The organism is Bacillus sp. NEB1478, from assembly GCF_031582965.1.
Lineage (GTDB): Bacteria > Bacillota > Bacilli > Bacillales > Fictibacillaceae > Fictibacillus.
Map to the genome: position 1 here is coordinate 1,985,635 of NZ_CP134049.1, position 12,750 is coordinate 1,998,384.

Genomic DNA, 12,750 nt, shown 5'->3' on the forward strand with positions numbered 1-12,750 from the left:
TCACCAAAAGGTTAAATGGTAAGACATAGATCTTTTTTAGGACTTTTCAAATCTAAATAAAAATCTCTGACTGTATCATCTTCTAGCAATTCTGGAAAATCTCTTCTGTATTCAGAACTGATTAATATTTGTTCGACGAGATCTGAAGAACCTTTTCTTATAAGTAATTTTAGCGTTAACCATTTATTTCGTTTAGTCTTCAGATGAAATTTCGTAATAAACAGCATGATTCTATCATCGCTTGAAAATGCTTTTTCCTTTTCTTTTCGTAAATTAATATGAGAAACGGTTTTCATAGTGAAACACCCTCCTTTAATTTGCGAGCTCTTAATACCATTATTATTCAGTTTTTTCTGAAATATACTTGTCCATTTATAGAAATCTAGTTTTAATATGGACGGGTATTAATAGAACACCCTTCATTTGCTGAAAATCGTAACATTTGATTTAATAAATCTATGAAGCAAATACTAGGAGCTGTGTAAAATGAAAAAATTACAAAAAGAAATTGTCTTAGGTGATTTCCAATCAATACTCTCTAAATCAGGAACCTGGAAAATGGGAGGCTTTCCACTTCCAGATGGATCATTCCATGAGTTTAGAGAACCAGAAGCAGTTGTAATCGTTCGGAACAACGAGTTATACGTCAGAGTCAATCCATTTACAAAATCACACCCTTCTGTTCAGTTTTTGGATAATGCAAAACACATGTATTATTCAAATGAATCCATAAAGGTCCCTGATGAAGGTTCCATTACTTTCGAATGGAAAATGCGTGCTCGTCCAATTGGGACAAACCCAAATGACCTTTATGATGGTTTTGTTTCTGTAAATTTATTAGATTTCACTACAGGCGCTGCCCTTGATTTTTTTGCAGGTAATGATCAATTTGCAAGTGTCTATGCGGTTTTGCCGTTTCCAGGTGTTCAAGTGCCTGAAACAAAGGAAACAAGATATTTTTGTATCTTTAAAGAAGATTCATCCTTTCATCAAAGAGAATGGAACGTATATCAAATAACATACAATCGCAACCTTGATGAAGTGTTATTCCTAATAAATGGTGAAGTAGTCCGTAAAGAGAATAATGTTCCAATTAAATTTAATGAGTTTACAGTTGCTCTTGGTTTAATGACAGAAAAGGATTTATCACCTGACGGAAGTACTTCTCTGCATGGACAGGGCATCATTGGAGAATGGTCACCAATGAAAGTTACAATAGATAGTTGATAATGATGTGATTTATTACAAGGTCTGCACTATGCAGGCCTTTTTTTATTTATTCTATCAATAGTATGAAAATTCCTTTTTTTGCGACAGTTTTATATAATAAGTATTGAAATAATAAGAGAGGATGCGGCAAAATGAAACAAATTAATCAAATACGTACTAATGAATTGACACTAGATGAGTTAATTCTCCACTTTGAAAACGGTGAATTATCTTCTGTTGGACTCGTGAAAAACTATTTAGAACGCATAGCAGCCTTTGATAAAGCTGGCCCTTGTATTAATTCTGTACTGGAAGTAAACCCCGAAGCCTTATTTATTGCAAAAAAGATGGATCATGAACGCTCAAATGGTAAAATCAGAGGTCCATTGCATGGGGTGCCTGTGATTATTAAAGACAATATTGATTCAGCAGACCAAATGCACACAAGTGCAGGATCATTAGTCCTGGAAAATCACTACGCAGAAAAAGATGCATGGATTGTAAAAAAACTGAGAGATGCCGGTGCTGTAATACTTGGAAAGGCAAATATGACGGAATGGGCTAACTTTATGGCTTATGACATGCCTAATGGTTATAGCTCGAGAGGCGGTCAGGTACTTAATCCTTATGGTCCAGGAGTTCATGATGTAAGTGGTTCCAGTTCAGGTTCTGCAGCTTCTGTTGCATGTAACTTCACTATGCTGGCAGTAGGTACCGAAACTGCCGGATCTATACTTTGTCCAGCAGGAAACAACAATATTGTAGGAATAAAACCGACTGTAGGTCTTGTATCAAGAACAGGAATCATCCCGATTTCCATCAGTCAAGATACGGCGGGGCCAATGGCGAGAAACGTGAAGGATGCAGCAAAATTGTTAGAGGTACTTGCAGGTTATGATGAAGATGACTCAGCCACGCATTCTGCAACTTTTTTTGATTCTTATACTGATGGATTAGAAAAAGCCACATTAAAAAGAAAAAGATTGGGTGTTACTTATAATTTCTGTATAAGAAATCTTACTGATACTCAAAAGACTGTTTTTGATGAATCGCTTTCTCTCTTAAAAAAAGAAGGAGCAGAAATTATATATTTAGAAAAAATATCTCCATTGGAAAATGAAAATTTTAATTATAAAGTTTTGCTTCACGAATTCAAGTCAGGTATTAATAATTATTTGAAGACCGTTTCTTCTGCTTTAAGGATAAGTACTTTATCAGACATTATCGAATATAATAAACAAAATAAAGAAGCTTGTCTTGTACATAATCAGGAATTGTTGGAAGAAAGTAATCAAACGGATGGCACATTAACGAGTCCAGATTATTTAAATGCACGATTAAACGATTTGAAGTATTCACAAGTAGATGGAATTGATCAAGTAATGAAAGAACACCAGCTGGATGCATTGATCAGTCCGAATGATGTTTGGTATGGAATCCCTGCAAAAGCAGGTTATCCTTCTATATCAGTGCCATCAGGATTTGATGATAATGGTTTGCCATTAAGTATCGTCTTAACAGCCGGTGCATTTTCAGAGAAAATACTTATTGAAATCGCATATGCATATGAACAAGTTACACAATATCGAGTTCCTATTGAATATTGATTAAAAAATGAGTACCAATACGATGATTTAACGTTGTTTGGATCTCTTTTTTTCAATTTCTTGTTTATGTGGAATGTATAAACGTTTATGTGCGAAAGTGAAGGATTTATGTGGGCTAAACTTAATTTATGTACGATAACAAGCGTTTTATGTGGATTCCCGTTTTTATCACTAAAAACTCCCATTTAAAAAAGGGTCTGTCTCCATGACAGACCCTTTTTTTATACAATTTTGTTGATGATTTCAATTGCTTCCTCAATATCTTTTGAATTTACATCATAATGAGTAGTGAATCGAATCTTCCCTTCTCCAAAAGAGACAGCGAGTACACCCCTATTTTTTAGCTGTTCTAAAAATTCTTCATTTGATTTATGGGTTTTTTCAATGTTTACTATTACAATGTTCGTTTCCGGTTTATTTAATACCGAAATGCCTTCAATGTTCTCTAGAGCATCTGCTAACCTTCTAGCTTTCCCGTGATCTTCATGCAGTCTCTCAACCATTTCTGTTAAAGAGATAATGCCGCTAGCACCTAAAATGCCAGCTTGTCTTAGTCCGCCTCCCAGGCGTTTTCTCCATTTTCTAGCTTTTTGAATCATTTGTTTGTTTCCAGCCAAAATAGAACCAACAGGTGAACCTAGCCCTTTTGATAAACATATTTGAACACTGTCACAATACTTTGTGAAATCCGCTGCTCTTTTATGAGAAGCAACAACTGCGTTGAATAGTCGTGCTCCATCAATATGTACAGGAATAGAAGCAGATTGAGCTATATCGTAGATAGATTTCATGTTTTCAATCGATACTATAGAACCGCCAGAACGATTATGCGTGTTTTCTATACAAATGAGCGAAGTATCAGGAAAATGAATATCTTGTGATCGAATAGCATTTTTAACATCCATTGGATTCATCTCCCCTTTTTGCCCCTTAATTACACGGGGCTGAACACCAGCTAAAGCGGATATTGCTGCACCTTCATAGAAAAAGATGTGAGATTCTGACTCTACAATGATCTCATCGCCGGGTGAACAGTTTGCTAAAACGGCTAACTGGTTTCCTTGAGTACCACTTGTAACAAATAAAGCATCCTCTTTACCCAGCATTTCTGCTGCAAGCTCTTCTAAACGATTAATAGTTGGATCCTCGCCGTAAACATCATCACCGACCGTAGCTTCAAAAATGGCTTTGCGCATTTTTTCTGTAGGCTTAGTAACTGTGTCACTTCTTAAATCAATCATTTTTCCACCTCGTTTTTTTCAATCACTCCAAATAAAAAACCTGCATTTCTCTGTATAACATTAAATCCTAATTCTTTGAACTTACTGCTCTTTTTACTGTCTTTCATAACAACACGCTGTGAAGCTACTCTTTTTGCTTCAGCTATTATCTTCGGAGTGATTGAGCTATAATCTGCACTTCCCTTTAATCCCTGTAGACCAGGTGAATGAATAGTAGATTCAAACATGGGATCGAAATAAACCACATCGAAGCTGTTTGAACTGCAATTTTTTAAAAAGTCATAATGATTCGCTTGTACAACTTGAATTCTCCGCATGGCTTCGTTCATTTTCGGGAGATGACTATCCCATATTTTCAACCCGCTTTCTACAACAAAAGAAATAGCTTTGCTGCTTTCGATACCAGTAACACTCCCATGATCTCCGGTTACTAGACTCGCAACGATCGAGTCTGATCCTAAACCTAAAGTACAGTCAAGTACAGACATTCCGCTGACAAGTTTAAATGCATGAATCAAAGGGTCTTTTTCTCCACGCAGTATTTGTTTAACTCTAAACATGGAAGAGTTGGGATGAAAGAAAAATGGTGCTGTACCCTCTTTTGGATGGAAAGATATTTTATCCACTCCAATCATCATAACATCATCTTGAAACTCTTCAATTATGGACGAAATGGACTGCTTTTCTCGAACTAAAAAGGAACATTCTAGAGTATTTGCAATCTTTTCTGCTTTGTCATGAAGTTTGTTAGCATTTTTTCCTGCTGTTGTAACGATCATATAATCCACCTATCTAAATATTAACCTTTTTAACATCTTGCGTATTATTTGCATATCTTTTGTAACAAACCTAAAATATGGGAAGATATATATGAGGAGGCAACACCATGAAAAGTAACTCTCCCTTCCTTTCCTTAGGAAGAATGATATACAGATTCCGTAAAACTATTATATCATTTTGGTTATTGACGACCATTCTTTTAGGTTTTTATGCATTAAAACTTCCTGCTATTTTGAATGGCAGCGGCTTTGAAATGGATGGTTCGTTTCAAAAAGTAGAAAACATTCTTCAGGATCAATTTCACCAGCCAAAATCATCAGTTTTGCTCGTTTTTGATTCGGAAAATTTAAAGACAAGTGATCCAGCCTACAAGAAATTTGTTGCTAGTACCCTTGCATCCATGAAGAATGTGGATGATGTTGCAGGGGTAAAAAATCCTTACTCAGCACCAAACAAAATGATGAAAGAAAATGTTTCCTATGCGTCTGTCCAGTTCGATAAAAGTTTCGGAGAGTTGAAGAAATCGATTGAACAGATCAGGGACAGGCTGCCAAAAGATGAAAATATAAAGGTATCACTAACAGGAGGACCAGTTATTGCAGAGGATATGAATACGGCTAGTCAGCAAGATCTTGCAAGAGCTGAAGCGATTGGCATACCTGCTGCACTAATTATTTTATTACTAGCCTTTGGAGGATTGATTGCAGCCGGATTGCCGATTATTGTAGGTATAATAAGTGTTGCAAGTTCGCTTGGTCTATTATATTTTTACGGTTTAGAGGCAAATGTAAGCATTTTTTTGCTGAATGTTGTTCCGATGATAGGTCTTGCACTGGGTATTGATTTTGCCTTATTGCTCGTAAACCGATTTCGTGAAGAACTTCACCGCGGTGTTGAACAAGCTACAATAATATCGGTTCAAACAGCAGGTAGATCTATTGCTTTTTCTGGTCTCTGCGTGTTTTTAGGATTGTCAGGCATGATGTTAATTAACGTTGATATCTTTAAGACAGTTGCAATAGGCGGCATGGTAGTTGTTATCCTATCTGTCTTAAATGCGATTACATTTTTACCTGCTGTGCTTGCTGTCCTTGGACCAAAAGTGGATGCATTTAAATTGTTTAAGACGAAAGAACAGACTCGGTCAATCTGGCATAAATTCGCGTCTACAGTAATGAAACGTCCGGTTATTATGGCTATCTTTGCAGCAATTATACTAGCGCTTTCTGTTACACCTATTAAAAATATGAAACTTTCAATACCAGAAGCAGAGGCACTACCTCCTGACTATGAGTCACGAACAGCCTTTGAAAAGTTTGAAAAAACATTCGGGGAAGATGAATTATATCCCGTATTGATTATTGCTAAAGCTAAAGGATCGTATCTTGAAAATGAAGACACATTTCACTCTTTACAACAATTAGTTCATGATCTTAATAAAGAAAAAGAAATTAAAAAAACAGAATCAGTTTTTAATTATACAAAACAATTTACAGACGCAGAGTTATTTCAAATGCTGCAAACCGAGCAGGGAAAAAAGCAGCTTTCTCCAGTTATTAAGCCTTTTATCAATGGTGATACAGCGGTAGTCCGTGCATACTTATCGGTTGATGTTACAGGTAAAGAAGCTAAGCAATTTGTAAAGGATTGGGAAAAGAAACATGATGACCTCTCTCTTACAATTGGCGGAGCCACAAAGTTTAATCAAGAAATATTCGATGAGATAATTCAAAAAGCTCCATATGGTCTTGGTATTGTTCTAATTACAACTTTATTTATACTGATGTTTGCTTTCCGGTCTATATTTATTCCGATAAAAGCAATCTTCATGAATATGCTGAGTCTTTGTGCCACGTTCGGGATAGTTGTTTGGATCTTCCAAAGCGGAATTTTTATGGAGCCAGTCGAAATAGGATTAATGATTCCAGTCTTTACATTCGGTATCGTTTTCGGATTAAGTATGGATTACGAGGTTTTCTTAATCTCAAGAATTCAGGAAATTTACGAAGAAACTGGAGACAATGATCATGCTACTCTTTCCGGTTTAACTTCTACATCAAAAATTATTACTTCTGCAGCAGCGATCATGATTGTTATAACGGGTTCATTTGCTTTTACAGATGTTATGCCTGTTAAACAAATTGGTATTGCCATTGCCCTAGCTATATTTATTGACGCTACGATCGTCAGGATGATTCTAGTACCTTCGCTTATGAAGCTGCTAGGAGATTGGAACTGGTGGATGCCCTTTTCAAAAAAGAAAAATTTTAAAAAACACGGCACTCTTTCTTAAGAGTCCCGTGTTTTTTAAAATTCAGATAAAATAAAGAAGTAATGTAAACACTGGTATTCACTCAAGTTTATTTAAACAGTTGTGGGAATTCAGCATACTTTGTCCTATAATAAGGATAAGCATGATATATGTAGGGGTGTATATATGGTTGAAATAGTACTTATTCTTATTCTTTCTTATTTGCTCGGCTCTATCCCCTTTGCCCTTGTTGTTGGAAAACTAGGTTATGGAATTGACATTAGGCAACATGGAAGCGGTAATTTAGGTGGAACAAATACATTTCGAGTTTTAGGAAAAAAAGCTGGATTTATTGTCTCTGCATCAGATGTCCTAAAAGGGACGCTGGCAGCCAGCCTGCCCTTTTTGCTAAATGTGGATCTTCATCCACTTCTGGCAGGTATCCCTGCAGTGATTGGGCATTGTTATCCGTTATTTGCAAAGTTTAAAGGTGGAAAAGCAGTAGCTACTTCGGGTGGAGTATTATTGTTTGAAGAACCTTTATTATTTTTGCTGGTTGTACTTATCTTTTTTGTTGCTTTATACATAAGCCAATTTGTTTCATTGTCATCTATTATTGCTGGGATAGGTTCTGTCATTTTAGGGTTTTTATATTCTGATTTACTGACAACTTGGATTCTAATAGGCTTCACCTTGTTTTTAGTCTACAGACATAGGCAAAATATTGTAAGAATTGCAAAAGGAACTGAACCGAAAGTCAAATGGATAAGAAAACGTTCTTCTTCTTGAGAACGTTTTTTATTTTGCACAATAAAATAGTTAAACCGTTTGGAGAGATTAGTTTCACACTTTCCGTTTAATGGATTTAAAGATTGACCAGACTTTCCTTTTTCAAAAATAGGCTCTTCTCCCTAAAAAAGTACAGGCGATTTCACTAAAAACTCCGCATTTGTCCGTGTCCGTTTTAAGGTTTTGTTCATATGGTGTAATGTGACGTTGACCTATACTTGAAAATTTGGAGGGACAATAATGGAAAATAAGAAAATGAATATGCCTTATGGTGAAAATATGAACATGAAGCCAGTTGCAAACATGCCATTTTATCAACACCATGGTGGTGGATATGGATACGGACATGGCTGTGGATTCCTTATTATCGTTGTGTTGTTTATCCTATTGATCATCATTGGTGCGACATCTTTCCACGGTAAACACGATTGCGATAAAGATGAATCATCATCTTCCTGTCATTAATCATTTTTCATTTTTTTAAAAAGAGCAGCTTATCGCTGCTCTTTTTAATTGATTTTGTTACCACTATAATGTAAAAAACCATCTAAGAAATAGAAAAAATCCAGCGAAGCTGGATTTTAGCAGTGTGCATCATATGCACTGATTAAATTTTCAAGTATTTCTTCCGGTGCGTGATTTTCAATATTATGACGGTGAATAAAGTGCACCACTTCACCGTTCTTTAAAAGGGCCATTGATGGTGAAGATGGAGGGATATCGCCAAAAAACTCTCTTATTTGGGCGGTTGCTTCTTTATCCTGACCCGCAAATACGGTTACAAAACTGTCTGGTTTAACTGAATGATTAAGTGAGGCAACTGCAACAGGGCGAGCTAACCCTGCTGCACATCCGCATACAGAGTTAATAATAACGAGCGCTGTACCTTCTGTTTCATTCATAAAATAATTTACTTCTTCTGGTGTTTTTAATTCCTCAAACCCAGCACGAGTTAATTCATCTCTCATAGGCTGTGCCATTTGTTTCATATATTCTTCATAGGCATTCATAAATGTTCCTCCTGAAAACAAATTCTTTTACATACATTATTATAACGAAGAAACTGTAATATTTAAATGTTTCTACTTATTTCATGAATCCGCCTGTTCTCAATTACATTTACCTTTTTATTCGATTCCATTGTGGGTGTGAGTTGTTTGATCATTACCATTGCTACTCTCTCAGCTTCAATCGGCTCATACTTTTTTGGAAAGACGATTGGAAAAGCTTTATATACCTTCTCGGCAAACCTTTCACCAAGACGGAATTCATCACGATCTCCTATTAGTAATGAAGGTCTAATTATTGTTAAATGATTTAAATAAAGAGAAGATAATTGATTTTCCATCTCCCCCTTTACTCTATTGTAAAAAAAGGTTGATTTCGAGTCAGCCCCCATCGCAGATATTACTGCCACATGTGCTATATTCATTTTTTTAGCTAAAGCTGCTAATTTAAAGGGAATATGTAAATCTACTTCTTTAAAAGACTCTTTCGTTCTTGCTTTTTTCATTGTAGTTCCTACACAGATTAACATACTATCAGCAACTACCTTCTTTAAAGTATATTCTTTTTGAGAAAAGTCGAATTGAATTTGCGTTATTTTTGGATGATTAACGTCCAATTTTTTTCTAACGAGTAAAATAATTTCATTAAAAGAGGGATCCTCAATAAGCTGTTTAACTGCTTCTCTTCCAATTAGACCACTGGAGCCTGCTACGATTATTGTTTTATTTTCCATAACTTTTTATCCCTTCTTTTATTAGTTTTCATTTATAAAAAAGGCTGTTTTCGTAACTTTTGTAGCTCTTAAAAAGATAGTTGATTTCTGCTCACACGTGACCACTTTCCGTCTGGAGTGCGGCGAGCCTCCTCTGCACTGTTTGCCTTGAGAATGCTCACACCTTGCACTCCAATCAATTTGTCAATGAAGGCCGTATACAAAAATGACCCAAAATTAACAATCATTTAGAAAAGAGTGATCAAAAAATAATAGACAGGTTGGTGTGAATTTGGAACATACTTATTTTATCACTGGTTTTCCTGGTTTTATAGCTACTAGACTTGTGAAAGAACTTAAGAAGACGTATCCTTGTGCCTCTTTTTATTTACTCGTTTTAAAACAAGAAATGAATCTCGCAAATGAAAGAATTAAGATGCATAGTGCCAATATTCATCTTGTTGAAGGTGACATTACACAAATTGATCTGGGCATCAACAAGCAAAAAAGAGATGAAATAATACAGAATGTTACACACTGCGTTCATTTGGCAGCATTGTATGATCTAACAATCCCCTATTCTCCAGCCTATGCATGTAATGTACAAGGCACTGAGCATGTTCTCAAACTAGTAAAAGAGTGCAGGCAAATAAAGCGATTTTGTTATTTTAGTACGGCCTATGTTTCTGGTAATGAAAAAGGAATTGTTTTAGAAAACCGTTTAATTAAACCTGAAAGTTTCAGAAACCATTATGAACATACGAAATATCTGGCTGAACAAAAAGTACAGTCTATTAAACAAGATATTCCAGTAACTATAATTAGACCAGGTATCATTGTAGGTGATTCAATAACTGGAGAAACAGCTAAATTTGATGGTCCTTATTTTATGATGAAATTTCTAAAGCGTTTATCTTACTTGCCTATTCCTTATATAGGAAAAACGGAATCTTTTATTCATTTAGTTCCGATTGATTTTATCATTAATGCCTCTATTTTTCTCATGCATGACAAGCGGGGTATATCTAAAACCTACCATCTATTAAGTCCTGATTCCCCTTCTGTTCAAAAGGCTTATAGTTTGATATGCGAGGAGTTAAACGGAAAAAGACCTAGTTGGTACTTACCGAAAAATGCAGCAGAAAGCGTTTTATCATTCCCGATTATTTCCAAATGGTTTGGTGTACCTAAAGAGGTTCTCTCTTATTTTTCTCACGAGGCTTACTATGATACATCACAGTTAGAAGAAGATTTAAAAGGAACAGGTATCGAATATCCTCATTTTGAAAAATTCATAAAACCCATTGTACAATACTTCAATGAAAATGCAGAAAATCTTGCATTAAAACGATATTAAATAAGGCTGTTTTCATAACCATTGTTGCTTTTAGATGTGATTGATTCCCGCTAACACTTGCTCACTTTTTGCGGAGGGTCAGGTGAGCTGCCAAACTAAGACTGTGGCGTCACCCTATATTCAATCATTCATAAGAGCAATTAAAAAAAGAAAGAATTCAGTTGTTTCCTGAATTCTCTTCTTTGGATATTTTCTAAACCAACGTTGATATTATTGAAGTGGAATGATTGCTTTACGAGTTGTGAGCTATTTAAGCACCATGTTCCAGTTCGATTACGCTCTTTTACTCAAACCTCTTCTTTTCAAACAGTCGTTTTAACAAAATCTACCAAAAAAACTCACAATCTTTTAGAATATTAATCACCTTAAAATACTTGTTTTAACAAAATGGTTGCACCGAGCGTATTTTTAAAATGTGAGAGTGCCCACTTATGTCCTTCTTGATCAAAACTTTGTACAGCATCTTCATGGATAATGATAGAAAATCCTTTATTGTATGCATCTACCGCGGTATGTAAAACGCAGATATCTGTACAAACACCTGTAAGATGAATCTCATTAATGTTTCTTTCCCTTAACTTTATTTCTAGATCCGTACCTGCGAATGCACTATATCGAGTTTTATCTAACCATAATAAGTGTTCTGATTCCTTATTCTCGGTATGTACACCTTTTAAAGCTCCGTACAACTCGCGGCCTTCTGTATTTCGAATATTATGGGGAGGAAATAGCTTGCTCTCTGGATGATATTCGTCATTTTGATCATGAACATCTACAGCGAAAACGACTAAATCATTGTTTTTCAAAAAATCGTTTGATAATGAAACAATTCTTTCCTCGATCTCTTGTGCTGGTTTTCCACAAGTTAATTTTCCTTCATCCGCTACAAAATCATTTGTATAATCAATAACCAATAACGCCTTCATAAAATCCCCCTATTAATTAAGTGTCTCAATTTCAATACTTTTAATCCCATGAATTTTCTTCAAATCATCATAAAGATCTGTTGTATATCTTCTTTCATAGATTTTGGTTGCCAGTTCCATTTTTCGGTTTTCATTTTCCAAATCTTTGATTCTTACATTTACAATTTTGACCTTCAATTCATTAATTTGCCTCATTACCTCACTCATATTAGTATCAGGTTCAACAATAAGTTTTAGTTTTAATTCAATTTGCCTTAATGCTCTTGGACCTATCCACTTCATGATTAATGGAATCAGTTCTACACTAATCATAATAAAAAAAGCACCGATAGCAGCTTCTTTAAAAAACCCAGCACCTGCTGCAATACCTAAACCAGAAGCACCCCATATCATAGCAGCAGTTGTCAGTCCTGATATTACATCGTTATTTCTCCTTAAAATAACCCCAGCACCTAAAAAACCAATCCCGCTTACTATTTGTGCAGCTAAACGCATTGGATCCATTACCGTTTGTCCGGTAAGCTGTGAATAGTTTTCAGCTGATTCAATACTGACAATCGTAAGTAGGCAGCTGCTGATTGAAATAACCAAGCTTGTTTTAAGCCCAACTGGTTTGTTCTTTAATTCGCGTTCAATTCCAATGATTAATCCAAAAATCGCGGAGAAACCTAATTTGACAAAAATGATGCTCATGATGTTTACACCTCTCTCTATAAAAGCCCTTATATAATAATACGCAAAATAAACCTCATAATCCTTCTAAAAAAGATTGATTGAATTGAAAGTGATAAGGTTAGGGTTTATAATAGGGTTTAATTGTCAGAAAATAAACGCAATTCAGTGAAAAAAGGAGGTTGCGGTGTTTTTTCA

At 35.4% G+C, this 12,750-nt stretch carries 12 protein-coding genes and 1 pseudogene; 6 read left to right on the plus strand and 7 right to left on the minus strand.

Annotated elements, in window-relative coordinates; translation table 11 throughout:
• Window positions 1–11: 11 nt before the first annotated feature.
• Window positions 12–296, minus strand: coding sequence for a hypothetical protein (locus RGB74_RS09755; RefSeq protein WP_310759127.1), 285 nt, complete (start codon window positions 294–296; stop codon window positions 12–14).
• Window positions 297–486: 190 nt separating this feature from the next.
• Here RGB74_RS09755 and RGB74_RS09760 point away from each other — a divergent pair, with 190 nt between their 5' ends.
• Window positions 487–1,227, plus strand: coding sequence for a DUF6081 family protein (locus RGB74_RS09760; protein ID WP_310759128.1), 741 nt, complete (start codon window positions 487–489; stop codon window positions 1,225–1,227).
• A gap of 134 nt (window positions 1,228–1,361) precedes the next feature.
• On the plus strand, window positions 1,362–2,816 hold the full coding sequence (locus RGB74_RS09765) for an amidase family protein (protein WP_310759129.1): 1,455 nt from the start codon (window positions 1,362–1,364) through the stop codon (window positions 2,814–2,816).
• A 221-nt stretch (window positions 2,817–3,037) separates the two neighbouring features.
• Here the strand turns inward: RGB74_RS09765 and ltaE are convergent, their stop codons facing one another.
• Window positions 3,038–4,057, minus strand: coding sequence for a low-specificity L-threonine aldolase (gene ltaE, locus RGB74_RS09770; protein ID WP_310759130.1), 1,020 nt, complete (start codon window positions 4,055–4,057; stop codon window positions 3,038–3,040).
• On the minus strand, window positions 4,054–4,836 hold the full coding sequence (locus RGB74_RS09775; protein WP_310759131.1) for a class I SAM-dependent methyltransferase: 783 nt from the start codon (window positions 4,834–4,836) through the stop codon (window positions 4,054–4,056). Before RGB74_RS09775 ends, ltaE begins: the two co-directional genes overlap by 4 nt.
• Window positions 4,837–4,943: 107 nt before the next feature.
• Between RGB74_RS09775 and RGB74_RS09780 the strand changes: the two genes are divergently transcribed.
• The 3 genes and pseudogenes from RGB74_RS09780 to RGB74_RS09790 all read left to right on the plus strand — a co-directional run.
• A complete protein-coding gene (locus RGB74_RS09780; protein WP_310759132.1) occupies window positions 4,944–7,130 on the plus strand; it encodes an MMPL family transporter in 2,187 nt (728 codons plus the stop codon).
• 144 nt (window positions 7,131–7,274) lie between these two features.
• A complete protein-coding gene (gene plsY, locus RGB74_RS09785; RefSeq protein ID WP_310759133.1) occupies window positions 7,275–7,877 on the plus strand; it encodes a glycerol-3-phosphate 1-O-acyltransferase PlsY in 603 nt (200 codons plus the stop codon).
• Between the two features lie 330 nt (window positions 7,878–8,207).
• A pseudogene (locus RGB74_RS09790) lies at window positions 8,208–8,342 on the plus strand (YjcZ family sporulation protein); the annotation flags it as partial.
• 116 nt (window positions 8,343–8,458) lie between these two features.
• Here the strand turns inward: RGB74_RS09790 and RGB74_RS09795 are convergent.
• Both RGB74_RS09795 and RGB74_RS09800 read right to left on the minus strand, forming a co-directional pair.
• Window positions 8,459–8,887: a BrxA/BrxB family bacilliredoxin gene (locus RGB74_RS09795; RefSeq protein ID WP_310759134.1), complete on the minus strand. Its 429-nt coding sequence runs from the start codon at window positions 8,885–8,887 to the stop codon at window positions 8,459–8,461.
• A 62-nt stretch (window positions 8,888–8,949) separates the two neighbouring features.
• Complete coding sequence (locus RGB74_RS09800; RefSeq protein ID WP_310759135.1) at window positions 8,950–9,618, minus strand: NAD(P)H-binding protein; 669 nt, start codon at window positions 9,616–9,618, stop codon at window positions 8,950–8,952.
• A 271-nt stretch (window positions 9,619–9,889) separates the two neighbouring features.
• Between RGB74_RS09800 and RGB74_RS09805 the strand changes: the two genes are divergently transcribed.
• A complete protein-coding gene (locus RGB74_RS09805) occupies window positions 9,890–10,954 on the plus strand; it encodes an SDR family oxidoreductase (RefSeq protein ID WP_310759136.1) in 1,065 nt (354 codons plus the stop codon).
• A 365-nt stretch (window positions 10,955–11,319) separates the two neighbouring features.
• On the opposite strand, the gene RGB74_RS09810 is transcribed toward RGB74_RS09805, so the two are convergent.
• On the minus strand, window positions 11,320–11,880 hold the full coding sequence (locus RGB74_RS09810; RefSeq protein ID WP_310759137.1) for a cysteine hydrolase family protein: 561 nt from the start codon (window positions 11,878–11,880) through the stop codon (window positions 11,320–11,322).
• A gap of 12 nt (window positions 11,881–11,892) precedes the next feature.
• Window positions 11,893–12,573: an MgtC/SapB family protein gene (locus tag RGB74_RS09815; RefSeq protein WP_310759138.1), complete on the minus strand. Its 681-nt coding sequence runs from the start codon at window positions 12,571–12,573 to the stop codon at window positions 11,893–11,895.
• Window positions 12,574–12,750 lie beyond the last annotated feature (177 nt).

Bases quoted from the DNA above. Each gene is read 5' to 3' on its own strand.
- RGB74_RS09765 (WP_310759129.1), top strand. From the start codon at position 1,362: ATGAAACAAATTAATCAAATACGTACTAATGAATTGACACTAGATGAG.
- RGB74_RS09780 (WP_310759132.1), top strand. From the start codon at position 4,944: ATGAAAAGTAACTCTCCCTTCCTTTCCTTAGGAAGAATGATATACAGA.
- RGB74_RS09795 (WP_310759134.1), bottom strand. From the start codon at position 8,887: ATGAATGCCTATGAAGAATATATGAAACAAATGGCACAGCCTATGAGA.
- RGB74_RS09775 (WP_310759131.1), bottom strand. From the start codon at position 4,836: ATGATCGTTACAACAGCAGGAAAAAATGCTAACAAACTTCATGACAAA.
- RGB74_RS09815 (WP_310759138.1), bottom strand. From the start codon at position 12,573: ATGAGCATCATTTTTGTCAAATTAGGTTTCTCCGCGATTTTTGGATTA.
- RGB74_RS09760 (WP_310759128.1), top strand. From the start codon at position 487: ATGAAAAAATTACAAAAAGAAATTGTCTTAGGTGATTTCCAATCAATA.
- RGB74_RS09755 (WP_310759127.1), bottom strand. From the start codon at position 296: ATGAAAACCGTTTCTCATATTAATTTACGAAAAGAAAAGGAAAAAGCA.
- RGB74_RS09800 (WP_310759135.1), bottom strand. From the start codon at position 9,618: ATGGAAAATAAAACAATAATCGTAGCAGGCTCCAGTGGTCTAATTGGA.
- ltaE (WP_310759130.1), bottom strand. From the start codon at position 4,057: ATGATTGATTTAAGAAGTGACACAGTTACTAAGCCTACAGAAAAAATG.
- RGB74_RS09810 (WP_310759137.1), bottom strand. From the start codon at position 11,880: ATGAAGGCGTTATTGGTTATTGATTATACAAATGATTTTGTAGCGGAT.
- plsY (WP_310759133.1), top strand. From the start codon at position 7,275: ATGGTTGAAATAGTACTTATTCTTATTCTTTCTTATTTGCTCGGCTCT.